19 protein-coding genes and 1 pseudogene are annotated in these 25,352 nt (G+C 71.1%); 11 read left to right on the plus strand and 9 right to left on the minus strand.

All coding sequences use genetic code 11. From position 1 onward, the window contains the following. Positions 1–9: 9 nt before the first annotated feature. A complete protein-coding gene (locus CU044_RS17160; protein WP_129769525.1) occupies positions 10–954 on the minus strand; it encodes a class I SAM-dependent methyltransferase in 945 nt (314 codons plus the stop codon). Positions 955–1,294: 340 nt separating this feature from the next. Here CU044_RS17160 and rpsA point away from each other — a divergent pair, with 340 nt between their 5' ends. Then, positions 1,295–2,803 carry a 30S ribosomal protein S1 gene (gene rpsA / locus CU044_RS17165; RefSeq protein ID WP_030353622.1) on the plus strand — a complete coding sequence of 503 codons (1,509 nt, stop codon included), beginning with the start codon at positions 1,295–1,297 and terminating at the stop codon, positions 2,801–2,803. Positions 2,804–2,944: 141 nt separating this feature from the next. Here the strand turns inward: rpsA and CU044_RS17170 are convergent, their stop codons facing one another. Further along, positions 2,945–3,934, minus strand: a complete 990-nt coding sequence (locus CU044_RS17170; protein WP_129769526.1) for a right-handed parallel beta-helix repeat-containing protein — start codon at positions 3,932–3,934, stop codon at positions 2,945–2,947. Positions 3,935–4,297: 363 nt separating this feature from the next. Between CU044_RS17170 and CU044_RS17175 the strand changes: the two genes are divergently transcribed. From CU044_RS17175 to CU044_RS17185, 3 genes are all read left to right on the plus strand, one after another. After that, positions 4,298–5,242, plus strand: coding sequence for a PAC2 family protein (locus tag CU044_RS17175; RefSeq protein ID WP_129769528.1), 945 nt, complete (start codon positions 4,298–4,300; stop codon positions 5,240–5,242). A 267-nt stretch (positions 5,243–5,509) separates the two neighbouring features. Continuing rightward, the gene (gene coaE / locus CU044_RS17180) at positions 5,510–6,115 is read left to right on the plus strand and encodes a dephospho-CoA kinase (protein ID WP_129769530.1); all 606 of its coding nucleotides are present in this window, start codon (positions 5,510–5,512) and stop codon (positions 6,113–6,115) included. Between the two features lie 78 nt (positions 6,116–6,193). Continuing rightward, positions 6,194–6,571 (plus strand): tetratricopeptide repeat protein, encoded by a 378-nt coding sequence (locus tag CU044_RS17185; RefSeq protein WP_129769532.1) that lies wholly within the window; start codon positions 6,194–6,196, stop codon positions 6,569–6,571. A gap of 195 nt (positions 6,572–6,766) precedes the next feature. On the opposite strand, the pseudogene CU044_RS17190 reads toward CU044_RS17185, so the two are convergent. Then, positions 6,767–7,012, minus strand: a pseudogene (locus tag CU044_RS17190) (DUF6343 family protein); the annotation flags it as partial. A 101-nt stretch (positions 7,013–7,113) separates the two neighbouring features. Next, positions 7,114–7,455 carry a hypothetical protein gene (locus tag CU044_RS17195; protein WP_129769534.1) on the minus strand — a complete coding sequence of 114 codons (342 nt, stop codon included), beginning with the start codon at positions 7,453–7,455 and terminating at the stop codon, positions 7,114–7,116. 253 nt (positions 7,456–7,708) lie between these two features. On the opposite strand from CU044_RS17195, the gene CU044_RS17200 reads away from it, so the two are divergent. The 3 genes from CU044_RS17200 (at position 7,709) to CU044_RS17210 (ending at position 13,341) form a co-directional block, all read left to right on the plus strand. Beyond that, a complete protein-coding gene (locus CU044_RS17200; protein WP_129769535.1) occupies positions 7,709–8,767 on the plus strand; it encodes a slipin family protein in 1,059 nt (352 codons plus the stop codon). A 255-nt stretch (positions 8,768–9,022) separates the two neighbouring features. After that, positions 9,023–12,091, plus strand: coding sequence for a DEAD/DEAH box helicase (locus CU044_RS17205; protein WP_240045670.1), 3,069 nt, complete (start codon positions 9,023–9,025; stop codon positions 12,089–12,091). Further along, positions 12,088–13,341 carry an SWIM zinc finger family protein gene (locus CU044_RS17210; RefSeq protein WP_129769539.1) on the plus strand — a complete coding sequence of 418 codons (1,254 nt, stop codon included), beginning with the start codon at positions 12,088–12,090 and terminating at the stop codon, positions 13,339–13,341. The genes CU044_RS17205 and CU044_RS17210 overlap by 4 nt, the downstream gene beginning before the upstream one ends. A gap of 266 nt (positions 13,342–13,607) precedes the next feature. On the opposite strand, the gene CU044_RS17215 is transcribed toward CU044_RS17210, so the two are convergent. Beyond that, positions 13,608–14,753, minus strand: a complete 1,146-nt coding sequence (locus CU044_RS17215) for a S1 family peptidase (protein ID WP_193563991.1) — start codon at positions 14,751–14,753, stop codon at positions 13,608–13,610. Positions 14,754–14,985: 232 nt separating this feature from the next. On the opposite strand from CU044_RS17215, the gene CU044_RS17220 reads away from it, so the two are divergent. Then, entirely contained in the window at positions 14,986–16,257 is a 1,272-nt protein-coding gene (locus CU044_RS17220) for a cytochrome P450 (protein ID WP_129769541.1), read from the plus strand. 39 nt (positions 16,258–16,296) lie between these two features. On the opposite strand, the gene CU044_RS17225 is transcribed toward CU044_RS17220, so the two are convergent. Then, positions 16,297–17,508: a pyridoxal phosphate-dependent aminotransferase gene (locus CU044_RS17225; RefSeq protein ID WP_129769543.1), complete on the minus strand. Its 1,212-nt coding sequence runs from the start codon at positions 17,506–17,508 to the stop codon at positions 16,297–16,299. Between the two features lie 86 nt (positions 17,509–17,594). Here CU044_RS17225 and CU044_RS17230 point away from each other — a divergent pair, with 86 nt between their 5' ends. From CU044_RS17230 to CU044_RS17240, 3 genes are all read left to right on the plus strand, one after another. Beyond that, positions 17,595–18,257, plus strand: coding sequence for a helix-turn-helix domain-containing protein (locus tag CU044_RS17230; protein WP_129769545.1), 663 nt, complete (start codon positions 17,595–17,597; stop codon positions 18,255–18,257). A gap of 237 nt (positions 18,258–18,494) precedes the next feature. Then, positions 18,495–21,113, plus strand: coding sequence for a SpoIIE family protein phosphatase (locus tag CU044_RS17235; RefSeq protein ID WP_129769547.1), 2,619 nt, complete (start codon positions 18,495–18,497; stop codon positions 21,111–21,113). Between the two features lie 72 nt (positions 21,114–21,185). Next, positions 21,186–21,824, plus strand: a complete 639-nt coding sequence (locus CU044_RS17240) for a uridine kinase (protein WP_129769549.1) — start codon at positions 21,186–21,188, stop codon at positions 21,822–21,824. A 160-nt stretch (positions 21,825–21,984) separates the two neighbouring features. On the opposite strand, the gene CU044_RS17245 is transcribed toward CU044_RS17240, so the two are convergent. From CU044_RS17245 to fdhA, 3 genes are all read right to left on the minus strand, one after another. Next, positions 21,985–22,884 (minus strand): PfkB family carbohydrate kinase, encoded by a 900-nt coding sequence (locus CU044_RS17245; RefSeq protein ID WP_129769551.1) that lies wholly within the window; start codon positions 22,882–22,884, stop codon positions 21,985–21,987. Further along, a complete protein-coding gene (locus tag CU044_RS17250; RefSeq protein ID WP_129769553.1) occupies positions 22,881–23,819 on the minus strand; it encodes a pseudouridine-5'-phosphate glycosidase in 939 nt (312 codons plus the stop codon). The genes CU044_RS17245 and CU044_RS17250 overlap by 4 nt, the downstream gene beginning before the upstream one ends. A 181-nt stretch (positions 23,820–24,000) precedes the next feature. Beyond that, positions 24,001–25,230, minus strand: coding sequence for a formaldehyde dehydrogenase, glutathione-independent (fdhA, locus tag CU044_RS17255; protein ID WP_129769555.1), 1,230 nt, complete (start codon positions 25,228–25,230; stop codon positions 24,001–24,003). Positions 25,231–25,352: the final 122 nt, after the last annotated feature.

Here is a 25,352-nt window from a genome sequence, read left to right on the forward strand (position 1 = left end):
TTCCGGGGATCAGTCCCGTACGCACACGAAGATCGCCGTACCCGGGATCAGGTTCCCCCGCAGCGGGGACCAGCCGCCCCACTCCTGGGTGTTCCAGGCCGGCCACTCCGGCTCGACCAGATCGATCAGCCGGAATCCGGCCGCGACCACGTCCCGCACCCGGTCACCGACCGTCCTGTGGTGCTCCACGTAGACCGCGCGGCCCTCCTCGTCCTGCTCCACGTAGGGCGTGCGGTCGAAGTACGAGGCCGCGACCGACAGGCCCTCGGGCCCCGGCTCGTCGGGAAACGCCCAGCGGACCGGGTGCGTGACGGAGAAGACCCAGCGGCCGCCCGGCCGCAGCACGCGCCGTACCTCGCGGAACACGCCCACCGGATCCGCGACGAAGGGGATCGCGCCATAGGCGGAGCAGGCCAGATCGAAGGAGCCGTCCCGGAAGGGCAGCGTGCCCGCGTCCGCCTCCACCAGCGGGAAGCTCAGCGAACGGCCCTCGCCGATCCGCAGCGCGTGCTGGAGCTGGCGGTGGGAGAGATCCAGCGCCACCGGGCGCGCGCCCTGCGCCGCCAGCCAGCGCGAGCACTGCGCCGCGCCCGCCCCGATCTCCAGGATGTCCAGCCCGCGCAGGGACTCCTGGGGTCCCAGCAGACCGGCCTCCACCTCGTCGAGGCCCTCCGGACACCAGACGAAACGGTCGTCGCCGAGGAAGGTGCCGTGCTCGATCTGGTAGTCGTCCGCGTTCCGGTCCCACCAGCCGCGGTTGGCCCGGCTGCTCTCCGTGGCACCACTGTCCCGGCGTGTCGCCTCGGGCTCCGTTTCGGTCTCGTCGTCCGGCCGCTCCCCGGGCTCGCCGGGCGGGGCTTCGAGAACGGTCTCCGGGGTGGTCTCAGGGGCGGTCTCCGGAGCGGTCCCGCAAGCGGTTTCGCGAACGGTTTCGGGTTCGTGCTCTTGGATCATCGTGTCCGTCGTCGTAGTGTGCGAGGAGTCGTCATGGGGCCGTTCTGGCCTCATGGAACGCTGGTTGTGCCGGGTATGAGAGGTTCCGCCCCGGGTGGGGGCGTTCGCGCATTGACCGTGCCCGGCTGCCCCCGTATGCTAAAGGTTGCGCTGCGGGCTTGCGCGCCTCAGACGTAGCAGCCGCGCTCGCATCTGTATGTAAGTTCCCTCGGTTGTCGAGGCGCTTTCCCTCTTGTCCGGGGCCGGCGCTTCCTTGGCTGTCCGGCTTCTGCAGAGGCGATACAGGCTCTCGGCGTAGCAGTACCTACGACTCACTGTCCGCACCGGAGCCCTTTCCCACATGACGAGCAGCACCGAGACCACCGCCACCACCCCGCAGGTTGCGGTCAACGACATCGGTAACGAGGAAGCCTTCCTCGCCGCGATCGACGAGACGATCAAGTACTTCAACGACGGCGACATCGTCGACGGCGTCATCGTGAAGGTCGACCGGGACGAGGTCCTGCTCGACATCGGTTACAAGACCGAAGGCGTCATCCCCTCTCGCGAGCTTTCGATCAAGCACGACGTCGACCCCAACGAGGTCGTCGCCGTGGGCGATGAGATCGAGGCCCTTGTTCTCCAGAAGGAGGACAAGGAAGGCCGTCTCATCCTGTCCAAGAAGCGTGCGCAGTACGAGCGCGCCTGGGGCACGATCGAGAAGATCAAGGAAGAGGACGGCATCGTCACCGGCACCGTCATCGAGGTGGTCAAGGGTGGTCTCATCCTCGACATCGGCCTCCGTGGCTTCCTGCCGGCCTCCCTCGTCGAGATGCGCCGCGTCCGTGACCTCCAGCCCTACGTGGGCAAGGAGCTCGAAGCCAAGATCATCGAGCTGGACAAGAACCGCAACAACGTGGTTCTGTCCCGCCGTGCCTGGCTGGAGCAGACCCAGAGCGAGGTCCGCCAGACCTTCCTCACGACCCTGCAGAAGGGCCAGGTCCGCTCCGGCGTCGTTTCCTCGATCGTCAACTTCGGTGCGTTCGTGGACCTCGGCGGCGTCGACGGTCTCGTGCACGTCTCCGAGCTGTCCTGGAAGCACATCGACCACCCCTCCGAGGTTGTCGAGGTCGGCCAGGAAGTCACCGTCGAGGTTCTCGACGTGGACATGGACCGCGAGCGTGTCTCCCTGTCGCTCAAGGCGACGCAGGAAGACCCGTGGCAGCAGTTCGCCAGGACGCACCAGATCGGTCAGGTCGTCCCGGGCAAGGTCACCAAGCTCGTTCCGTTCGGTGCGTTCGTCCGTGTCGACGAGGGCATCGAGGGTCTGGTGCACATCTCCGAGCTGGCCGAGCGCCACGTGGAGATCCCGGAGCAGGTCGTCCAGGTCAACGACGAGATCTTCGTCAAGGTCATCGACATCGACCTGGAGCGCCGCCGCATCAGCCTCTCGCTGAAGCAGGCCAACGAGTCCTTCGGCAGTGACCCGGCCTCGGTCGAGTTCGACCCGACGCTCTACGGCATGGCCGCGTCCTACGACGACCAGGGCAACTACATCTACCCCGAGGGCTTCGACCCCGAGACCAACGACTGGCTCGAGGGCTTCGAGACCCAGCGCGAGGCGTGGGAGGGCCAGTACGCCGAGGCGCAGCAGCGCTTCGAGCAGCACCAGGCCCAGGTCATCAAGTCCCGCGAGGCCGACGAGGCCGCCGCTGCCGAGGGTGCTGCCGCGCCCGCAGGCGGGGGCAGCGCTCCGGCCGCCTCCGGTGGTGGCTCGTACTCCTCGGAGTCCGCGGACAACTCCGGCGCCCTGGCGTCGGACGAGGCGCTGGCCGCCCTTCGCGAGAAGCTGGCCGGTGGCCAGAGCTGACGCTCCGGTCTCCTGTTCGTAGGTAGCTGAACGTAAGGCCCGTTCCCCCTCGGGGGAGCGGGCCTTACGCGTGCGTGGACCGGGTCCTGGCCCGCGGTGGAACGGTGGATCAGGGGCGGTGGTGGGGGTGGGGGCGGTGGGTCAGGGGGTGACGGTGACGTTCGTCAGGCCCTTGCCGCCGGTCACGGTGTTGCTGGCGTAGACGGTGGTACGGCAGCTCGAACTGTTGTTGGTGACGTTGACGGCGAGCTGGTTGGCGCCCGTGGAGCCGCGCAGATCCGAGGTGTTGGAGCGGAAGACCGTGCCGCAGCCCCAGCCGCTCTGCTGAGTGTGGGTCTCGTAGCCGTTGTTGGTGGTGTTCTTGCCGGTGTTGCCCTCGACGAGGACGTTGTTGCCCTTGACGTCCACCCAGGAGTCGTCGTAGTTGGCGCCGGTGAGGCCCCCGCCGTCGAAGGTGTTGCCGACGATGCGCGCGCCGGTGGTGCCTTCCTTGATGTCGATGTTCTCGCCGCCGACGTCCGGGCCGATGGTGTTGTTGAGGATCTGCGCGTTGTCGCTGCGGTCGGACAGCGTGTTGGCGCTGCCTACGTACACGCCCTCGCCCATGCCGCGGCCGTCGTTGCCGGTGTCGTAGATCCGTGAGTTCCGCAGGATGCCGTCGCTGCTGGACTGGCGGAAGTGCACGCCCTCCATGTCCAGGTTGTGCACGGTCACGGAGTCGATGACGACCCCGTTGGCCGCGTCCGCCACGATGCCCTTCTGGGCGTCGGTGATGGTGAGGCCCTTGACGGTCCAGTACGCGGCCCCGTTGAGGTGCAGGCCGTAGCCCCCGCCGCCGGTGGTGAGGATCGCGGCGGACGAACCGGTGAGGGTGATGCGGGAGCCGGACGTTCCGGGCGTCGTCGCCTTGAAGTTCCCCTTGTACGTGCCGTCGGCGAGCTGGATCGTATCGCCGGGACGTGCCGCGGTGAGGGCCGACTTCAGCTGGGCGGCGGTCGAGACCTGGATGACCGCGGCGGCACCGGTGGCCCCGGCGGGGGCGGCTCCGGCGGTCGGGGCGACGAGCAGGGACAGCGCGCCGGTGGCGAGCAGAGGAGTCAGCAGAGCAGGAAGCAGCGTGCGGATGCGCATGGGGGGCCTTCCCGTTGGGGTCCGTTGAGGTGCGTTGAAGTCCGAGGAGATGCGTAGCGGTATGTGGAGGTGCGTGGAGGTGCCGGGAGGTTCGTTGAGATCTTCGCGGTCCGCGTAGTGAGGGACTGTCGTTCTCTTATGTGGACGATGGTCGTGTTCGTGAACGCGCCCACTGCCCCGTGACGGTAGGGACGCGTCCTGGGCATGTCAAGGTCTGGACCAATACCGGCACCGCCGACGCGCGATCTCGCCCGCCCCCGCGCGCTGTTCGGTGGTGCTCGCGGGGTTAGTCCCACGTGGTGCGGGGAATGCCCGCGCCCTGTGGGGCGTTCTTCGTTACGAACACGAGGAGGAGCGGTAATCGTGCTTGATCCGCAGGGTTTGTACGAATGGGAGCCCAAGGGCCTCGCCGTCGTTGACATGGCACTGGCGCAGGAGTCGGCGGGCTTGGTCATGCTGTACCACTTCGACGGCTACATCGACGCGGGGGAGACCGGCGACCAGATCGTCGAGAACCTGCTGGAATCGCTGCCCCACCAGGTGGTGGCCCGATTCGATCACGACAGGCTGGTCGACTACCGCGCACGGCGCCCGCTGCTGACCTTCCGGCGCGACCGCTGGGCCGACTACGAGACGCCGACACTCGACGTTCGGCTCGTACAGGACGCCACCGGCGCGCCGTTCCTGCTGCTGTCCGGCCCCGAGCCGGACGTGGAATGGGAGCGCTTCGCGACGGCCGTACGGCAGATCGTGGAGCGGCTGGGGGTACGCCTTTCGGTCAACTTCCACGGCATCCCGATGGGCGTTCCGCACACCCGCCCCGTGGGTGTGACCCCGCACGGCAACCGCACCGACCTCATGCCCGGCCACCGCAGCCCCTTCGACGAGGCGCAGGTGCCGGGCAGCGCCGAGTCGTTGGTCGAGTACCGGCTGATGCAGGCGGACCACGACGTGCTCGGGGTCGCCGCGCACGTACCGCACTATGTCGCCAGATCGTCGTACCCCGACGCGGCGCTGACCGCTCTGGAGGCGATCACGGCCGCGACCGGCCTGGTGCTGCCGAGCGTCGCGCACTCGCTCCGTACGGAGGCGCAGCGCACCCAGACCGAGATCGAGCGTCAACTGGGCGAGGGAGACGAGGAACTGGTCACGATGGTGCAGGGGCTTGAGCACCAGTACGACGCGATCGCGGGCGCGGAGAGCCGCGGCAATCTGGTCGCCGAGCCGGCGGAACTGCCGTCAGCCGATGAGATCGGCCGCGAGTTCGAGAAGTTCCTCGCGGAGCGGGAAGGCGAGGGCGGCGCGTAACCGGGATCCGGCCGGATGCTCGGCCGGCCGGAGTCGGGGGCACGGCGGCCGTGCGGACTCCCTCGGGAGCCGTGCGGCCGCTCGGCGTTGTCGTGGTCCGGTCCTGTCCCGGCGCGTCCCATCGGTCGTCCAGTCGTCCAGTCGTCCAGTCGTCCAGTCGTTCAGCCGTCCAGTCGTCCAGGCGTCCGGACGTGCCCGTCCGGGCCCGTCCCGCGTCCAGGCCCGACCCGTCGTCCGGGTCCGTCTCGTCCCGTCTAGGCTGACCGCATGCTGAGGTTGGGACTCACGGGCGGAATCGGTTCGGGCAAGAGCGAGGTCTCGCGTCTGCTGACCAGTTACGGAGCGGTGCTGATCGACTCCGACCGGATAGCCCGTGAAGTGGTGGAGCCGGGGACGCCCGGTCTGGCGGCCGTGGTGGCCGAATTCGGACCGGAGGTACTGACTCCGGACGGCGCTCTCGACCGGCCGAAACTGGGCGGGATCGTCTTCGGCGATCCGGACCGGCTGCGGGCACTGAACGCGATCGTGCACCCACTGGTCCGTGCGCGCTCGGCCGAACTGGAGACGGCGGCGGGACCGGACTCGATCGTGGTGCACGATGTGCCGCTGCTCATCGAGAACGGCATGGAGGCGCTGTACGACCTGGTCGTCGTCGTGGACGCCTCGCCCGAGACCCAGCTCGACCGGCTCGTACGGCTGCGGGGGATGGCTGAATCCGAGGCCCGTAAGCGGATGGAGGCCCAGGCCGGCCGCGAGCGGCGCCGCGCCGCCGCGGATGTCGTGATCGACAACGACGGTCCGCTGGAGGAACTGGAACCGCAGGTCAGGCGGGTTTGGCAGACATTGGAGGACCGCGCGGCGGCTGGGCGCTGATGGCCGGCGCGGGCGGATGTGAGGAATAGCGTCGTCATACGCGGCGTTGAACGCGCGCAGCTAGGGAAGGATGCGACCGTGTCCGAGAGTCCGGAAACCCACGTCATCGACTATCGCGCGGCGGAGCAACTCCTGGCCGCGCGGGATCCGCGCGGGGCCGTGAAGCTGCTCGATTCGGTGATCGCGGCGCATCCGGAGAACACCGCGGCCCGGCTGCTGCGCGCCCGCGCGTTCTTCGCCGCCGCCCAATTGCGGCCCGCCGAGCTGGAATTCGAGCTGGTGCTGGAGCGGGAGCCCGACAACGCGTTCGCCCATTTCGCGCTGGCCCGCACCTATGAGCGCTCAGGCCGGCCCGAGCAGGCGAAACGCCACTTCAGGCTGGCGGCGGCGCTGGATCCCAAGCCGGAGTACGTGAAGGCCGCCCAGTTCGACGCGGACCCGCGCGCGGGAGACTGACCGTACAGACCGGTCAACGCGTACACCGCCGGGTCGCTTGTGCGGGGCCGGTCATGGATGGTGTCCGTGCGCGCTGCGATGCCGGGTACGGACACCGCGCTGCGCCGGGTCCGGCTCGCGCATCCACTCGCGGACACGGCTGCCGAGATCATGGTCGAGACTTCGCTCGCGGTCCGGATCCGAACCATGGGTCCCCGGTTCGTACGGCGGGACGTCCCTCCCGGGCTGATAGCGCGACCCCTGCCGGCGGTGCCGCACGACCAGGACCAGATCCGTGGCGACGATCAGCATCAGCACACCGCAGGCGAGTGCCCACCCGAAGCGCCCGGTGATCGCGAACGCCGTCGTACCGATCGCGGTCCAGATCAGACCCCATACGCTCAGCCAGAACCGCATGCGCAGCGGACTGCGTGCGGTGACCGGCTCATTTCCGGTGCGCATGACTCCTGCACCTCCCATATCCCCCCAGTGCCACCTACCCGTGTTTGCGTCTTTTGACCCGCTGTGGGGAGGGAGGGATGGCGGGCGGAATCCGCGCCGGGTCAGTGCACGATGGTGTAGCTGCGCCACGGCCCTTCGCCGGGGGCGATCACATCGGACAGCGTGGTGGCGATATACGTCGTGCCCTTGCCCGTGCAGTCGGGCGTCCCGTACATCACGAAGTCGACCAGGGTCCGGTTCGTGAGCGCGACGGCACCGCCGGGCGCGAGCCGGTGGCAGCCCGTGACCAGGGGGTTGGAGACCTGGACGTGCCGACCGCGGGGGGTGTCGTACGCGGCGGTCCCCACCGCGTTCCGGCCGAGGCCGGAGCAGCCCGCGACGGTGACGGTCAGGAACGCGGCCCCGGCAGCGATGCCGAGGCGCCGGTGATGGGTCACGGACATGAGCGGGTCCTCGTCTCTGCGGAGTACTCGGTCACGGGGGGTGTCGGGTGGCGGGGCGGGTGAGTCTGCTGGTCACACTGCCGGATCCCCGAGATGGCGGCACCAGATGCGCGGCCGGCCGGGCTATGGCCGGGCTGTGCCGGCTCGTGTCTACGGCTCGGTAATTTCCCCGCCGCGCGCTTCTCGACCGCCGGTCATACAAGGCATACCGTAGTTATTAGCACCTCGGTCCGGCGTCGTCAGGGGGCCCAAGATGGTCGAGGAACTGGTCATTGCTGTCATAGCGGCGGTATGCGCGTGCGGGCTGTACGCGATGGCGGCCGCGCGGGTCGTCAGGCAGTACGAGCGGGGCGTGGTCTTCCGCCTCGGCAGGCTGCAGGAAGGAATCCGCGGACCCGGATTCACGACGATCCTCCCGTTCGTGGACAAGCTGCACAAAGTCAATATGCAGATCGTGACGATGCCCGTACCGGCGCAGGACGGCATCACACGGGACAACGTGACCGTGCGCGTGGACGCCGTGATCTATTTCAAGGTGGTCGACGCGGCGGAGGCGCTGGTCCGGGTCGAGGACTACCGGTTCGCGGTGTCGCAGATGGCGCAGACGTCCCTGCGGTCGATCATCGGCAAGAGTGATCTGGACGATCTGCTCTCCAACCGGGAGAAGCTCAATCAGGGCCTGGAGCTGATGATCGACAGCCCGGCGATCGGCTGGGGCGTGCAGATCGACCGCGTCGAGATCAAGGACGTGTCACTGCCGGAGACCATGAAGCGGTCGATGGCGCGCCAGGCGGAGGCCGACCGGGAACGCCGCGCCCGGGTGATCAACGCGGACGCGGAGCTGCAGGCGTCGAAGAAGCTCGCCGAGGCGGCCAAGGAGATGTCCGGCCAGCCGGCCGCGCTTCAGCTGCGGCTGTTGCAGACGGTCGTGGCGGTCGCCGCCGAGAAGAACTCGACACTCGTGCTGCCCTTCCCCGTCGAACTGCTCCGCTTCCTCGAACGCGCCACACCGGCCGAGGCGGTACAGGCCGTGCAGGCGGTCTCGGGAGCCGTGCAGGCGGCCCCGTCGCCTCCTGGCGACCAGCCCGCTGTCGCCACCAGTGCCCCCACCGGCACGACCACCACTGCTGAGGCCACCGACGCCCCCGACGCCCCTGAGGCCCCTGAGGCCACCGAACCCGGCGCATCCGATCTCGCGGCGCCCGGCCTCACCGCGCCGCCCAAGGTGTCGTCCGTACCCGCGTCCGTACCCACGTCGGCGCCGTCGCTGGACGAGAAGCCACAGAAGCGGGAGGACGCGCAGCCGGTCTGATCCACGCGGAAACCGGACGATCCCGCGGTCGCAGCACCGCAGGATCGTCCTTCTCGCTGCCTGCCCTCAGCCCCGAGCGCCCGCTGAGCTGCGGAGACGTCGAATCGAGATCGACTGTCAGACCCCCGGCCTAGACTCGCAGAGGAATCAGATCCTGAGGGATCCCGGGCCGGGAGGGAGGCGGTGACCATGACGCAATCCGTGCAATCCGTGCAATCCGTGCAATCCGTGCAATCCGCGCAGAACGCCACGTCTCTGTCCGCCCCTGCCGCGACGGCGGCCCTGGCCCGCTGCGCCGCCGTCTTCCTGCCCGCCGGGCTGCCGCGTGAGGGGCGGGTCGCCTTCTGGTCCCCGGAGGGGGAGCTGCCCGCCGGTGCGCTCGGTGAAGGCCGTACGGGACCGGGTGCGTCGGGTGATCCGGGCGCGACCGGGCTCGGACCGGGGGAGCTGACGGTCGTACGACGCCGGGACGACGGCGGGTACGGCGGGGATGGTGACGGCGAGGGCGGGGTCGATGTCCATACGCGCTCCGTGCCCGCCGTACTGCTGTCCGTCGCCGACGCCGTCCCGCTGCTGGTGCGCGCCCGGCGTGACCGGGCCGCGCATCCCGCCGCCGCGTGCTGGGGCGCCGCCGCGCTGCACGCGCTCCAGCTGGCCGGGCGCGGCAGACTGCTGCCCGGCCTCACCGCCTCCGACCACGACGCCTGGCGCGCCGGGCCGCTCGACGCCGATGACATCGCGCAGCTGAGAGCCATCGCCGCGGCCATGCCCCCCGAGGCCCATGCCGTACCGGTCCCGGATCTGAGCCCGCTCCAACTGCCCGACCCGGAAGCGCTGGTACGGGCGTTCCTCGACGCGGTGGCGGACTCCCTGCCGCGTACGCCCGCCGCCGCTTACGCCGCGGGCGCGCCGTTCGCCGCCCAGGAGGCGCAGCATCTGCCGGGCGCCCGTACCTGGGCCGCGGAGGCGGCGGCCGGTATGGACGCGGGGGTACGGGTCTCGCTGCGCCTCGACCTCTCCGCGTACGACCTCTTCGATCAGGCGGAGACGGGCCCGGCCGAAAGCACGGATCCGGCGTCGGGTACGGACCCGGCCTCGGTTCCGGAGATGGATTCCGGCCGGGCGGAACGTGCCCTCCGTACCGGCGCGGACGTCGGGCCCGGCGCCGAGGAGGCCCAGGCCGTCCGACGGGCCGGGGCCGCTCTCGTCCAGATCCACAGCCTGGCCGACCCGACCCTGGTCATCGACGCCTCAGGGCTCTGGGCCGGCCAGGGCGACGAGAGCTTCGGCCCGCGCGCCCGGATCGACGCGATGCTCGCCCTGCGCCGCGCGGCCCGTGTCTGGACCCCGCTCGCCCGGCTGCTGGAGCGGGACGTCCCCGACGCACTGCCACTCTCCGAGGACGAGTTGTACGAGCTGCTCGGCCCCGGGGCGGCCCGTCTCGCCGCCGCGGGGGTCGCCGTCCACTGGCCGAGGGAGCTGGCGCGTACGCTCACCGCCGCGGCGGTCGTCCGCCCCGCGCCCGGCTCGGCCACCGACGGCACCCCGTTCTTCGACAGCGCCGAACTGCTCACGTTCAACTGGCAGGTGGCGCTCGACGGCGATCCCCTCAGTGAGCAGGAGATGGACGCGCTCGCCGAGTCGCACCGCCCGATCGTGCGGCTGCGCGACCAGTGGGTCGTCGTCGACCCGGCCCTCGTACGGAAGGCGCGCAAGCGTGAGCTGGGGCTGCTGGAGCCGGTCGACGCGCTCGCCGTCGCCCTGACCGGCACCGCCGAGGTGGACGGCGAGACGGTGGAAGCGGTCCCGACCGGTGCGCTGGCCGCGCTGCGCGACCGACTCACCACCGGCCCGGCCGCGATCGCCCAGCCACCCGCCCTCGCGGCCACCCTGCGCGACTACCAACTGCGCGGCCTCGCCTGGCTGGATCTGATGACCTCGCTCGGGCTCGGCGGCTGTCTCGCGGACGACATGGGCCTCGGCAAGACGGTCACGGTCATCGCCCTGCATCTGCACCGGGCCCGCACCGCCCCCACCCTGGTCGTCTGCCCCGCCTCCCTCCTGGGCAACTGGCAGCGTGAGATCACCCGCTTCGCGCCCGGCGTCCTTGTACACCGCTTCCACGGCGCCGGGCGGAGCCTGGCCGGGATCTCGGAGGACGGGATCCCGGGCGGCTTCGTGCTCACCACGTACGGCACGATGCGCAGCAGCGCCGACGCACTGGCCGCGCACGGCTGGGGGATGGTCGTCGCCGACGAGGCCCAGCACGTCAAGAACCCCTTCTCGTCCACGGCCAAGGCGCTGCGCACGATTCCGGCGCCGGCCAGGGTCGCGCTGACCGGCACGCCCGTCGAGAACAACCTCTCCGAGCTGTGGGCGCTGCTCGACTGGACCACCCCCGGTCTGCTCGGCCCGCTGAAGGCGTTCCGGGCCCGGCACGCGCGGATCGTGGAGAACGTCGAGAACGCGAAGAGCGCCGACATCAAGGACGTGGACAACGCGGAGGCGGTGGAGCGGCTGTCCCGGCTGGTCCGGCCGTTCCTGCTGCGCAGGAAGAAGTCCGACCCCGGCATCGTGCCCGAGCTGCCGCCCAAGACGGAGAGCGATCACCCCGTCGCGCTCACCCGTGAACAGGCATCGCTCTACGAGGCCGTCGTCCGCGAGACGATGGCCGCCATCGAGGCGGCCGAGGGCATCGCGCGCCGCGGCCTCGTCATGAAGCTGCTCACCGCGCTCAAACAGATCTGCAACCACCCCGCGCAGTATCTGAAGGAGGACGCGGCCCGGCTCACCGGCCGTTCCGGCAAGCTCGCCCTCCTCGACGAACTGCTCGACACGATCCTCGCGGAGGACGGCTCGGTCCTGCTCTTCACCCAGTACGTGTCGATGGCGCGGCTGCTCTCCGCGCATCTCGCCGCGCGCGCCCTCCCGTCCCAGCTCCTGCACGGCGGCACGCCCGTCGCCGAGCGCGAACGCATGGTGGACCGGTTCCAGTCCGGCGAGGTCCCGGTCTTCGTCCTCTCCCTGAAAGCGGCGGGCACCGGTCTCAATCTGACCAGGGCCGGCCATGTCATCCACTTCGACCGCTGGTGGAACCCGGCCGTGGAGGAGCAGGCCACGGACCGCGCCTACCGCATCGGCCAGACCCAGCCCGTGCAGGTCCACCGGCTGATCGCGGAGGGCACGGTCGAGGACAGGATCGCCGACATGCTCTCGTCCAAGCGGGCACTGGCCGACGCGGTCCTCGGCTCGGGCGAGGCGGCCCTGACCGAGCTGACCGACCGTGACCTCGCGGACCTGGTCTCCCTGCGGAGGCTGTCATGACCCCCCGCCGCGCCCCCGCCCCACGGCACGACGACCGTCGGCGTACGTTCCCCGCACTGCCCCCGCGACCGGCCGCCGAGGGCGACTTCGCCCTCACCTGGTGGGGCAACGCGTGGGTGGAGTCCATGGAGGACACCGCGCTCGACGCGGCCCGCCTCGAGCGCGGCCGTGCCTACGCGGACCGCGGCCATGTCGACGCGATCACGGTCACGCCCGGCCGGGTCATGGCGTATGTCCACGGTTCGAGGCCCCGCCCGTACCGTACGGAGATCCGCCTCCGTACCCTCGACGACCCCGGCTGGGAGGATCTTCTCGACGCCGCGGCGGCCCGCCCCGACCACATCGCCGCCCTGCTCGACAAGGACATGCCGCACACTCTCGCGGCCTCGGCCGATCTTCTCCCCACCGGACGCGATCTGACCCCCGACTGCTCCTGCCCGGACGACGGTTACCCGTGCAAGCACGCCGCCGCCCTCTGCTACCAGACGGCACGGCTCCTCGACGAGGACCCGTTCGTGCTGTTCCTGATGCGCGGTCGCGGTGAACACGAGGTGCTGGCCGATCTCACCCGGCGCAACGCCACCCGCTCGGTGGCCGAACGGACCACCGCCGCGCCGCCCATGCCCACGGTCGAGGCGCGCGTCGCCCTCGCGCCACGTACACGCCCGGTGCTTCCGCCGCCGTTCCCCGTACCCGCGCAGCCGGGCCGGCCGCCCGTCTATCCGCAGACCCCCGGGGCCCCCGACCCGCTCGCTCTCGACCTGCTCGCCACCGAAGCGGCGGCCCGCGCCCATACGTTCCTGACCACCGGCCTCGATCCCATCGGCGCCCTCACGCCCTGGCAGGACGCGGTACGGCTGGCCGCCGCCCACCCCGGCTCCGGGCTGACCGCCTCCACCCGTGCCCTCTACCGGGACCTGGCCACCGCACTCGACCGCACCCCCACCGACCTGGCCCGCGCCGTGGCGGCCTGGCGGCAGGGCGGCCTGGCGGGCCTCGCTGTACTGGAAGAGCCCTGGGACCCGCCGGCCGGACCCTTCGACCGTGCCCGCCCCGCCCTGGCAGCCGCCGATTTCCCCCACTTCCGCCCCTGGCGCAACCGCCTCTCCACCCCGTCCCTCCAGCTCCGCTTCGGCCGCGACGCCCTCTGGTACGGCTATGAGTCGGACCGGGACCGTGAGGACTGGTGGCCCAGGGGCACCCCCGACACCGACCCGGTGGGCGCCCTGACGGCCCTCCTCGGCCGCTGACGCGGGGCAGTGAGGCGAGCGGGGCGGCGGTGACGGAGGGGGTGCCGGGGCCCGGTCCGCGGAAACGACCGAAGCCGGGAGTACGGGACGACCGCGCCGGACCGCTGCGCGCGCTCTCCGTACCCCCGGCCTCGTCAACCGCTCCACCGGCCTGCCCCGAAGTGCTGATCTCCCCGAAGGGCTGACCTCCCCGCAGGGCTGATCTCCCCGCGGGGCAGACGGCGTCGTTGGTCGGACGGCGTCTCAGGTTCGGACGGTGTCGTAGGTCAGGCGGTGTGAAGGGTCAGGCCGTAGCGGCCCAGGATTTCGTTGATCGGCTGGTACCAGGTCTCGCCGCCGCCGCTGCAGTTGCCCCAGCCGCCCGAGGTCACGCCCTGGGCCTGGTCGCCGCTGATGAAGGAGCCGCCCGAGTCGCCGCCCTCGGCGCAGACGCTGGTCTTGGTCATCTGGTGGACGGCGCCCTGGCTGTAGTTGACGGTCTCGTTCTTGGCCAGGAGGTTGCCGCAGCGCCAGTGGGTCGTGGAGCCGGAGCGGCAGATCGAGGCACCGATCGGGGCCTCGTTGGAACCGCGGACCAGCTGGTCGGAGACGGAGCCCCAGCCGAGGACCACCGGGGCGGTCCACCAGCCGCTGCCGACATTCACCCACGCGTAGTCGTTGTCGGGGAAGGACGAGCCCTGGAAGTTGCCGATGTACGAGCCGTCCCAGCCGCTCACCGAGGCGCCGGCCTGGCCGCAGTGGCCGGCCGTGACGAAGCCGCCGTGTACGGAGAAGCCGATGGAACAACGGACGTTGCCCGTGTAGTACGGGTCGCCGCCGACGGTGCCCGCGGCGAAGGTCTGGGGAGCCTGGGCGGTCTCCTTGACCGTGACGGGGCCGGCCTGCCGGGCGCGGTCGAGGAAGTCACGGACATCGTTGTCGCTCTTCTGCGCCGCGACGACATTGACCACGACGCGGTTGGCCTTGGGGTCGACATGCCAGCTGCTGACACCGGCCGGCGCGGAGAGCGCGTCGATCCGCTCCTTGGCCGCGTCGAGCTGCCGCGCGCTGTGCTTGACGAGCTGTACGTTCGCGCCGGTCGCCCGTACGGCGTCGGCCTTCTGGGCGCTGGTGACCGTGACGGTCAGCGTGCCGCTGTCCGGGTTGAACCAGGAGCCGCCGTACGAGGCTCCCGCCGCACGCTTCGCCTTGCCCTCGACAGCCGTCGCTGTCTTCTCCGCGGCCAGACGCGCCTTGGCCTGACTCTCCGTCAGGCCGAGGTCCTTCTGCATGGCGGTGAGCAGACCGGTGGACGCCGGTGCTCCGGAGGCGGGGGAGGGGGCCGCGGCGGCCGGTGCGAGCCCGGCGGCGGCCCACGTGCCGAGGAGAAGGAGTGCGGACAGACCGGTGCGTATCACTGTCGTACGTCTCAAGGGATGTGGCCCTTCTGTGTTCCAGCATGGTGGGGGTGGAACAGCAGGCGCCTGAGAGCGCTCTCAGGCGGTGCCAGCCGGAGCGTAGCCGAGGATTCTGAACAGGTCCATGCCAAGGGGGAGGCTCTGGTGAACCCGCCGGTCAGCGCCTCGGCCATCTCCGTACGGGCGGGCCGTCCCCGTCCGCCCGCCGTCAACAGCCGCCGCCCGTCCGGCTGTTTAGGATGGGATCATGGCCCTCACGGAATCCGCCGGAACGTCACCGCAGTCGCTCTACGATCCGACGGGCGAGCTGCTGGCGGATCCGTACGAGGTGTACGCGCGGCTGCGTGAGACCGCGCCCGTCCAGCGGATCGTCGGGCCCGACGGACGGCCCGCCTGGCTCGTCACGCGCTACGAGGACGTACGGAAATCGCTCGCCGATCCCCGGCTCTCCCTCGACAAGAGCCGTGCGCTGCCCGGCGGTTACCGGGGCTTCGGGCTGCCGCCCGCCCTCGACGCCAATCTCCTCAACATGGATCCGCCGGACCACACCCGTATCCGACGCTTCGTCGCGCGGGCGTTCACCACGCGGCGCGTCGAGGAGCTGCGGGGACCGGTCAGGCGCACCGCCGACGAACTGCTCGACGCCCTCGAATCCGGCGGTCGCACCGATCTGGTCGCCTCGTACGCCGCGCCGCTGCCCATCGTCGTCATCTGCGAACTGCTGGGTGTACCGGCGCGCGACCGGCGTGACTTCCGGGAGTGGACGGACGCCCTGATGGCCCCCGATCCCGCGCGGCCCGAGCGGATGAAGGAGGCGATCGCCGCCATGCTCGCCTTCTTCACCGAACTGCTCGCCCACAAGCGGGCCGAGCCCGGGGACGATCTCCTCTCGGCGCTGATCGCGGTGCGCGACGAGGGTGAGGAGGCCGGCGGCGGGGCGCCATGTGACGCGGGAGCGCCCCGTGGGGACGGCGGTGACCGGCTCAGTGAGGACGAGCTGATGTCGCTGGCCTTCCTCATCCTTTTCGCCGGGTACGAGAACACCGTCCAGCTCATCGGCAACTCCGTCCTCGCCCTGCTCCAGCACCCCGGGCAGCTGGCGGCCCTGCGCGCCGAGCCCGGCAGGACGGCCGCGGCGGTCGGGGAGTTTGCACGGTACGAGGGGCCCGCGCTGCTGGCGATCCGGCGGTTCGCGGTCGAGGATCTGACGATCGGCGGGGTGACGGTGCCGGCGGGGGAGACCGTCATGCTGTCCCTCGCCGCCGCCAATCGCGACCCGCACCGCTTCACCGACCCCGACCGGCTCGACCTCGACCGCGATACGGCCGGGCAGGTGGCCCTCGGGTACGGCATCCACTACTGCCTCGGCGCACCGCTCGCCCGGCTGGAGATGGAGATCGCGCTCAACGCGCTGCTGGAGCGGTTCCCTCGGCTGGAGCTCGCCGTTCCGTACGAGGAACTGCGGTGGCGCCCCTCGACCCGTGCCCGGGGCCTGATCGCGCTGCCCGTACGGCTCTGAGCCGCCCGGGGCGGAGCCGCCCCGGGGTGCGGGGGCGGGTCATTGGCGGTAGCCGCTCAGGAAGCGGCCGATCCGGCTGATGGCCGCGTCGAGATCGTCCGCGTACGGAAGCGTCAGGATCCGGAAGTGGTCGGGGCGCGGCCAGTTGAACCCCGTTCCCTGTACGACCTGGATCTTCTCCCGCAGCAGCAGATCCAGCACGAACCTCTCGTCGTCGTGGATCTTGTGCACCTTGGGGTCCAGCCGGGGGAAGGCGTACAGGGCGCCCTTCGGCTTCACGCACGAGACCCCGGGGATCTCGTTGAGCTTCTCCCAGGCGCGGTCGCGCTGCTCGTACAGCCTGCCTCCCGGCGCGGTCAGCTCCTTGATGGACTGCCGGCCGCCGAGCGCGGCCTGAATGGCGTACTGCGCGGGCGCGTTGGGGCAGAGCCGCATCGAGGCGAGCATCGTCAGGCCCTCAAGATAGCTGCGGGCATGCTGCTTGGGGCCGGTGACCACCAGCCAGCCGGAGCGGAAACCCGCCACGCGGTACGTCTTCGAGAGCCCGCTGAAGGTGAGGACCACCAGATCGGGTGCGAGGGCCGCGGCGGTGTGGTGCACCGCGTCGTCGTAGACGATCTGGTCGTAGATCTCGTCCGCGAACACCATGAGCTGATGGCGGCGGGCGAGATCGAGGATGCCCTCGACGATCTCGCGCGGATAGACCGCGCCTGTGGGGTTGTTGGGGTTGATGATCACGACGGCCTTCGTACGGTCGGTGATCTTCGCCGCCATGTCGTCCAGGTCCGGGTACCACTCCGCGGACTCGTCGCAGAGATAGTGCACGGGACGGCCGCCCGCCAGCGTCGTCACAGCGGTCCAGAGCGGGAAGTCGGGGGCCGGGATCAGGACTTCGTCGCCGTCCTCCAGAAGCGCCTGGACGGCCATCGAGACCAGCTCGGAGACGCCGTTGCCGAGGAAGATGTCATCGACCGTGACCTCGGGCAGTCCCATGGTCTGGTAGCGCTGCGCCACGGCGCGGCGCGCGGAGAGGACACCGCGCGAGTCCGTGTAGCCGTGTGCCCGCGGCAGCATCCGGATCATGTCCTGGATGACCTCCTCCGGCGCCTCGAACCCGAAGAGCGCGGGATTGCCGGTGTTGAGACGCAGGACGCTGTGGCCCGCCTCCTCCAGGGCGTCGGCGTGCTCGATCACCGGGCCGCGGATCTCGTAGCAGACCTCGCTGAGCTTGCTCGACTGCCGGAATTCCATGCGGTGGCCTCCCAGACCTTGGTGCGATACTTGGTTTTACCAAGTCCGAGCTTGGAAAGTCCAACAACATGTCTAGAATCCGTCACATGTCACGTCGCCGAAGCTACGACCAGTACTGCGCCACCGCCCGTGCCCTCGACTCCGTGGGCGACCGCTGGACCCTGCTGATCGTCCGGGAGCTGCTGGCGGGCCCCCGCCGGTACACCGATCTGCACGCCGATCTGCCGGGTGTCAGCACGGATGTGCTCGCCTCCCGGCTCAAGGACATGGAGCGCGATGACCTGGCCCTGCGCCGCAAGCTGCCGCCCCCGGCCGCGGCGTACGTGTACGAGCTGACCGAGCGGGGGCGGGGGCTGCTGCCGGTCCTCACGGCTCTGGCGGAGTGGGGCGCGCCGGCGCTGGAGGAGCGCAGGCCCACCGATGCCGTACGGGCGCACTGGTTCGCCGTGCCGCTGCTTCCGGTGCTGGACGGGCTGTCGGGCCCGGCGGGCTCGGGCCTGGGTGGCGGGACGGGGGAGGGTGTGGTGGAAGTCCGGCTGGACGAAGGGGCGTTCCATGTACGGCTCGGAGCGGACGATCCGGTGTACGGCGACGGGCCGGCGGAGAGCCCGGACGCCCGCCTCGTGCTCGACGCCGACACCTGCCGCGCGTTGAGCGGCGGCGCGCTGACGGTGGGCGACGGGGTGCGCGACGGGCGGATCGAGGTCTCGGGTGACGGGCCGCTGGCCAAGGTGCTGCGAGGGGAATGAGCAGGGGGTAAGCGGGGGCGAGTGGGAGCAAGGGGGCGGGGGCAAGGGGGCGCTGCTCCTGGTGACGTTCCGTTGGTATATCGCCGACGTTCCGTTGAGGTATCGCCCGAGGTGACAGAAATAGCCGTATTCGTCACTGATGTCATACTTGGAGGCGTCAGTAGCCACTGGAGGCCCGCCGGGGGCCGGGATCTCGTTCCCCGGCGGTTGGGGGCAGGCAGGGTGAGATGAGCGACGATGAGGCGACCGGACTCCGCGCGGGACGACCAGCCCGTCCGGTCGAACGATCCCCAGGAGACCGATCCCCGCGGCGAGCCGGTCTATCCGTTTGACGAGGCGGCCACGGCCAGGGTGGTCATCGACGCGCGGGGCACCGTAACGGAGTGGAACGAGGGTGCCCGCAGGCTGCTCGGTCACCGGCCGTCGGAGATCATCGGACGGCCGGCCGCCGGGCTCCTCGCGGAGGGGGCGAGGGCGCGGTCCCGCACCGACGCGCTCGATCCGGTGGAGCTGGATCCGACGACGCTGGACCCGGCCGCCCTGCCGGACAGATGGAGCGGGACGGTGACGCTGCTGCACCGGAACGGCGAGCGTCTGGACGTACGGCTGCTGGCACATCGCCGTACGACGGACGACGGCGCCACCGAGTGGTTTCTCGTCTCCCCGCTGACGGGGACGGTCCCGCGCTCCGAGGTCCCGCGCTCCGAGGTCCCGCGCTCCGAGGTCCCGCGCTCCGAAGAAGCGCACCCCGAAGAACCGCACTCCGAAGAACCGGACTTCGAGGATCCGTACCTGCTCGAACTGGTCTTCATGCAGTCGCCCTGTCCGACGGCCGTCTACGACACCCGGCTGCGGCTGCGGCACGTGAGCGAAGACATGGAAAGGCTGCTGGGCCTCACCGAGGACGACGTACGCGGGCTGCGGCTGCCCGAGGCCATGCCCGCCCCGGAGATCGACAACACCGAGCGGCACATGCTGCGGGCGCTGGAGACGGGCGAACCACAGCGTCTCGAATTCTCGCTGCGCCTGCCGGGCCGCGACCAGGAGTTCGCCTGGTCGGTCTCCATCGCCCCGCTGCGGGACGGCGACGGCCGGACACGCGGTGTCGTCGTGGCGGTCCACGACATGACCAAGCAGAACCGGGCCCAGCAGCGGCTGCTTCTGGTGAACGAGGCCAGTACCCGCATCGGCAGCGCCCTCGACGTCGTGAGCACCGCGCAGGAACTGGCCGATGTCGCGGTCCCCGCGCTCGCCGACTTCGTCACGGTCGATCTGCTCCCCGAGGTCAGCAGAGGCGGCGGCGAGGCACCCGCGGGACCGCTGCCCGGCGGGGTCAGGCTGCGGCGCGTCGCCTGCCAGTCCATCTATGAGGGCGTTCCGGAAGCCGTGGTCGAGTTCGGGGACACCTCCTTCTACCCCGACAGCTCACCCGCCGCGGAGTCCCTGTTCACCCAGCGGGGCGTCATGAGGAAGGTGACGGACGCCTCCATGGCCCGCTGGGACGCCGGTGACCCGCGGCGCGCCGCCAAGATGCGCGCGTTCGGGTTCCACTCACAGATGGCCGTCCCGCTGCGTGCTCGCGGCGCCATCCTCGGAGTGGCCACCTTCTCGCGCCACCGGAGCCCGGCCCCCTTCGAGCTGGACGATCTGCTGCTCGCCGAGGAGATCACGGCGCGGGCGGCCGTCTGCATCGACAACGCCCGCCGCTACACGCGCGAACGCGACACGGCGCTCGCCCTTCAGCGCAGCCTGCTGCCGCGCGCGCTGCCCGACCACGCGGCGGTCGAGTTCGCCTTCCGCTACCTCCCCGCGGACACGGGAGCCGGGGTCGGCGGCGACTGGTTCGATGTGATCCCGCTGTCCAGTTCGCGGGTGGCCCTGGTCGTGGGCGACGTGGTCGGCCACGGCGTCCAGGCGTCGGCCACGATGGGCCGGCTGCGTACGGCCGTACGCACCCTCGCCGATGTCGATCTGCCGCCCGACGAACTGCTCACCCACCTCGACGACCTCGTCAACCATCTGGCCGCGGAAGCGTCGAGCGGACAGAACCCGGGCGCCGCGGCCGACGCCGCCGGGGACGTCGGCGCCACCTGCCTCTACGCGGTCTACGACCCGGTGTCCCGTCGCTGTTCCGTCGCGCGCGCCGGACACCCGCAGCCCGCGATGGTCACCCCGGACGGCACTGTCGACTTCCTCGACCTGCCCGCAGGGCCCCCGCTCGGCCTGGGCAATCTGCCCTTCGAATCCGTCGAGGTGGAGCTGCGGGAGGGCAGCGTGCTCGCGCTGTTCACCAACGGCCTCGTCGAATCACGCGAGCGCGGCATCGACGAATCGTTCGCCGCGCTGCGCACCGCCCTCGCGCAGCCCGCCGCGCCGCTGGAGGACACCTGCGACAACGTACTGAAGACGCTGCTCCCCAGCCGCCCCGCCGACGACGTCGCCCTGCTCCTCGCCCGCACCCGCGCTCTCGACGCGAGCCAGGTCGCGACGTGGGAGCTGGACGGCGATCCCGCCGGGGTGGCCCAGGCGCGCAGGGACGTTGCGGGACAACTGGCCGCCTGGGGGCTGGAAGAGGCCGTCTTCACCACGGAACTGGTGGTCAGCGAACTGGTCACCAACGCCATCCGATACGCCGAGGGACCCATCCAACTGCGCCTCATCCATGACCGCAGCCTCATCTGCGAGGTCTCGGACGGGAGCAACACCGCCCCGCATCTGCGCCGGGCCCGGGTGTTCGACGAGGGGGGCCGTGGCCTCCTGCTCGTCGCTCAGCTCACACAGAGCTGGGGCACTCGCCAGGGCACGGGCGGCAAGACCATCTGGGCCGAGCAGGCTCTTCCCGTGACCGGGATCTGAACCCTGCTGACCGGCGGTGGCCGGCGGGGGCCGACGCGCCCTGAGCGAGGGGTGCTGGACGATGATGGGCGGGTGCGACTCGAAGCGATCACGTGGGAGCGGCTGACCGAGGCCGTCGCCGACCGGGTGCTGGAGACCGGGGCGGCGGACGGCGGTCCCTGGCTCCGCGTCGCCATCGACGGAGCACCGGCCGCCGGGACCGGCGAGCGGGCCGCCGCGCTCGCGGAGGCGCTGCGGGTACGAGGCCGGTCGGTACTGGTCGTCGGGACCGCCGGGTTCCTGCGGCCGGCGTCGCTGCGGTACGAGTACGGGCGCGAGGACCCCGAGTCGTACTACAGCGGCTGGTTCGACACCGGGGCGCTGTGGCGGGAGGTCTTCGGGCCGCTGGAGCCCGGTGGTACCGGACGGGTGCTGCCCGACCTCTGGGACCCGGCCACCGACCGGGCGACCCGCAGCCCGCACAGCGAACTCCCGCCCGGTGGTGTGCTGGTGCTGCACGGACCGCTGCTGCTGGGGCACTGGTTCCCGTTCGACCTCACGGTGCATCTGAGGCTGTCACCGGCCGCGCTCAGGCGCCGTACCGACGAGAACGAACGCTGGACGCTCCCCGCTTTCGAGCGGTACGAGCGGGAGGTGGACCCGGCCGAGGCGTCGGATGTGGTCGTTCGGACCGACGATCCGCGCCATCCGGCGTGGGGTGGCCTCGGATAGTGGCCTCGGCCTCGGATAACGGCCTCGGACAGCGGCCGACGGCTCGGCCGGCATGGGCTTCGGCGGACCCCCGGGCCCAGGCATGCAGAGAGCCCCTGAGGCAGGAGGGCAGGGCGTCGGCGGAGGCGCCCCGCGTCAGGGCCGGCCTCCCACCCCCGCGTCAGGGCCGGCCTCCCACCGTCGCCACCGCTCGCGCCCCCGCCCCGCAGCCCGCCGCCGCGGCCGCCACCGGGTCCGCCCCCGCGAGCCGGGCAGCGAGGAACGCGCCGGTGAAGGCGTCGCCCGCCCCCGTGGAGTCCACGGCGCGTGCCGGGATCGGCGGGACCCGGGCCGTGACGGCCCCCGCCTCCGCCACCAGCGCGCCGTCCCCGCCCAGGGTCACCACCGCCACCCCGGCCCGCCGGCTCAGCGCGGCGGCCGCGTCCGCCACGCTCGTCAGCCCGGTGAGGAGCCTGGCCTCGTCCGCGTTCGGGAGCAGCGTCTCCACACCCTCGGCCGATGCCAGAAACCGGTCCGCGCCCAGCTCCTTGATGAAGCCCGCCGAGGCGGGGTCCACACTCACCGGAACGCCCCGCTCCACGGCCGATTCCATGGCGGCCGAGGCCAGTTGACGGCTCGTCTCGGCGAAGAAGAGATAGCCGGAGAGATGCAGCCTGCCGACCCCGTCCAGCAGGGACGGCGACCAGTCGGCGGGAGACAGCCGCAGCGCCGCGCCGCTGTCGGTGAGCAGTGTGCGTTCGGCGGACGCGTCGACCAGACAGATCACCGTCGCGGTCGGCACCCGGTCGTCGATGACGAGACGGGGACGTACACCCGCCCGCCGCAGCCGCTCCTCGTGCCACTCCCGCGCCTCCGCTCCCACCCGCGCCAGGAGCCGTACGTCCGCGCACCCGGAGCGCGCGGCCCAGCAGGCCGCGTTGGCCCCGGCGCCGCCCGGCAGCGTACGGATCTCGGCGGCCGTGTCCGTACCGTGCGCGAGCGGGGTGCGGTGGCGTGCCACCACATCGGTGACCACGTCCCCGATCACCAGCAGCCCACCGCCCGGGGCACCGGCGCTCATCCGCCCGCCGCGGTCCGTGCCGCCGTGGTCCGTGCCACCGCGATGCGCGACGCGAGCCACACATTGCCGCGCACCGCCGCGAGATTGGCCTCCAGTGAGGCGCCGCCCGTGCGTCGCATCAGCTGGTCCAGCAGGAACGGAGTGACGGCCTGGCCGCCGATCCCGCGCTCATGACACTCCGTCAGGGCCTCCGCGAGCACCCGGTCGTGCAGCTTCGGATCCAGCTGCTCCGCCTCCGGTACGGGGTTGGCGACGATGAGCGCCGCCTCCGGCCCGCCGAGCGCGTCCTGAGCGTCCATCACCGCCGCGACCTCCTCGGGGGTACGGACCGTCCAGTCGACCGGTTCACCGGACGAGGCCAGATAGAAGCCGGGGAACCGGTCGGTCCCGTAGCCGAGGACGCCGACGCCCAGTGTCTCCAGCCGCTGGAGCGTCGCCGGTACGTCGAGGATCGATTTGACGCCCGCGCACACCACGGTGATCCGGGTCCTGGCCAGCAGCCGCAGATCGGCCGACTCGTCCTGGGTGTCGGTCCAGCCGCGGTGGACCCCGCCGAGCCCGCCCGTCGCGAAGACCCGGATCCCGGCCCGCGCGGCCAGGAACGCCGTGGCGGACACGGTCGTCGCACCGCTCGCGCCCGCCGCGAGCGCGGGCGCCAGATCGCGATGGCCCAGCTTCCGTACGGAGTCGTCCTGGGCGACCCGTTCCAACTGGTCCTTGGACAGGCCCACCTGGGGCCGGCCGTCCAGCACGGCGACCGTGGCGGGTACGGCGCCGCTGGACCGTACGAGCGCCTCCAGCTCCTCCGCGACCGCGAGATTGCGCGGGCGCGGCAGTCCGTGCGCGATGATCGTCGATTCGAGGGCGACCACGGGACGGTGCGCGGCGAGCGCCTCCCGTACCTCCGGGGAGAGCTGCGAAGTGATGTCTGGCATGTCCCCATCCATGGCACATCCCGCGCGGACGCAAACGTCGACGCGCGGGGGAACGCGCGCGGGAACCTCCGCGCCCTCCTCCGCGCGTCGACGGGCATCGTCCGCGCACCCGGCTCGATGCCCGGCCCCGGGCGCCGTGGAGGGCGCGGTGCCGACCGCGCCCTCCACCGCCCGGGATCACTCAGGCGGCCACCACCCCGTTCAGCGCGCCATGCGGATTGAGCACGTACTTCCGGCTCGCGCCGTGGTCGAACTCGTCGTAGCCGCGCGGGGCGTCCTCGAGCGAGATCACCGTGGCGTTGACGGCCTTCGCGATGTGGACCTTGCCGTGCAGGATCGCCATCGCCAGGCCGCGGTGATACTTCATCACCGGGCACTGTCCGGTGCTGAACGTGTGGCTCTTCGCCCAGCCCAGGCCCAGCCTGACCTTCAGCGTGCCGCTCTTGGCGTCGTCGTCGATACCGCCCGGGTCGTCGGTGACGTACAGCCCCGGGATACCGAGCGCGCCGCCCGCCCTGACCACACCCATAAGGGAGTTGAGGACGGTCGCGGGAGCCTCCTTGGAGTCCTTGCCGTGCGCGCGTGCCTCGAAGCCGACCGCGTCGACCGCGCAGTCCACCTCGGGCTCGCCCAGGATCTGGGCTATCTGGTCCTCGACCGACCCCTTGGTGAGGTCGACGGTCTCACAGCCGAAACTGCGCGCCTGCGCGAGCCGTTCGGCGTTGAGGTCGCCGACGATGACGACCGCGGCGCCGAGCAACTGGGCCGAGGCCGCGGCGGCCAGACCGACAGGTCCCGCACCCGCGACATACACCGTGGAGCCGACGCCCGTGCCGGCCGTCACCGCGCCGTGGTAGCCGGTGGGGAAGATGTCCGACAGCATCGTCAGATCGAGCAGCTTCTCCAGCGCCGCGTCACGGTCGGGGAAGCGCAGCAGGTTGAAGTCGGCGTACGGCACCATCACGTACTCCGCCTGTCCGCCGACCCAGCCGCCCATGTCGACGTAGCCGTACGCCGCGCCGGGACGGGCGGGATTGACGTTCAGACAGATACCGGTCTGGCGTTCCTTGCAGTTGCGGCAGCGGCCGCAGGCGATGTTGAACGGCACCGACACGACGTCGCCGACGTTGATGAACTCGACATCGGGGCCGCGCTCGATGACCTCACCGGTGATCTCGTGGCCGAGTACCAAGCCTTCGGGTGCCGTGGTCCGGCCGCGCACCATGTGCTGGTCGCTGCCGCATATGTTGGTCGCGAGTACCTTGAGGATGACCCCGTGGCGGCATTTCCGGCCTACGTTCGCGGGAGCCACACCCGGCCCGTCCTGCAGTTCGAGCGTCGGGTAGTCGGTGGTCCTCACATCCACCTCACCCGGCTTGATGTATGCGACTGCCTTGTTTCCTCCGCTCATCCTGACTCGCCGTCCCTTCGGCTCTCCTCGTCCAGCGGATGACTCGGCCTGTGTGCTGGAGACGGCCACCGTCCGGACAGTGCGGCCGAGGTGTGTGCCGGTACGGGACGTGCCGGTACGGA

The sequence above is a fragment of the Streptomyces sp. L-9-10 genome (assembly GCF_004151105.1).
Lineage (GTDB): Bacteria > Actinomycetota > Actinomycetes > Streptomycetales > Streptomycetaceae > Streptomyces.

Coding starts and splice junctions, on each gene's coding strand:
- CU044_RS17160 (WP_129769525.1), bottom strand. CDS start 954: ATGATCCAAGAGCACGAACCCGAAACCGTTCGCGAAACCGCTTGCGGG.
- rpsA (WP_030353622.1), top strand. CDS start 1,295: ATGACGAGCAGCACCGAGACCACCGCCACCACCCCGCAGGTTGCGGTC.
- CU044_RS17170 (WP_129769526.1), bottom strand. CDS start 3,934: ATGCGCATCCGCACGCTGCTTCCTGCTCTGCTGACTCCTCTGCTCGCC.
- coaE (WP_129769530.1), top strand. CDS start 5,510: ATGCTGAGGTTGGGACTCACGGGCGGAATCGGTTCGGGCAAGAGCGAG.
- CU044_RS17195 (WP_129769534.1), bottom strand. CDS start 7,455: ATGTCCGTGACCCATCACCGGCGCCTCGGCATCGCTGCCGGGGCCGCG.
- CU044_RS17200 (WP_129769535.1), top strand. CDS start 7,709: ATGGTCGAGGAACTGGTCATTGCTGTCATAGCGGCGGTATGCGCGTGC.
- CU044_RS17210 (WP_129769539.1), top strand. CDS start 12,088: ATGACCCCCCGCCGCGCCCCCGCCCCACGGCACGACGACCGTCGGCGT.
- CU044_RS17220 (WP_129769541.1), top strand. CDS start 14,986: ATGGCCCTCACGGAATCCGCCGGAACGTCACCGCAGTCGCTCTACGAT.
- CU044_RS17225 (WP_129769543.1), bottom strand. CDS start 17,508: ATGGAATTCCGGCAGTCGAGCAAGCTCAGCGAGGTCTGCTACGAGATC.
- CU044_RS17230 (WP_129769545.1), top strand. CDS start 17,595: ATGTCACGTCGCCGAAGCTACGACCAGTACTGCGCCACCGCCCGTGCC.
- CU044_RS17235 (WP_129769547.1), top strand. CDS start 18,495: ATGAGGCGACCGGACTCCGCGCGGGACGACCAGCCCGTCCGGTCGAAC.
- CU044_RS17245 (WP_129769551.1), bottom strand. CDS start 22,884: ATGAGCGCCGGTGCCCCGGGCGGTGGGCTGCTGGTGATCGGGGACGTG.
- CU044_RS17250 (WP_129769553.1), bottom strand. CDS start 23,819: ATGCCAGACATCACTTCGCAGCTCTCCCCGGAGGTACGGGAGGCGCTC.
- fdhA (WP_129769555.1), bottom strand. CDS start 25,230: ATGAGCGGAGGAAACAAGGCAGTCGCATACATCAAGCCGGGTGAGGTG.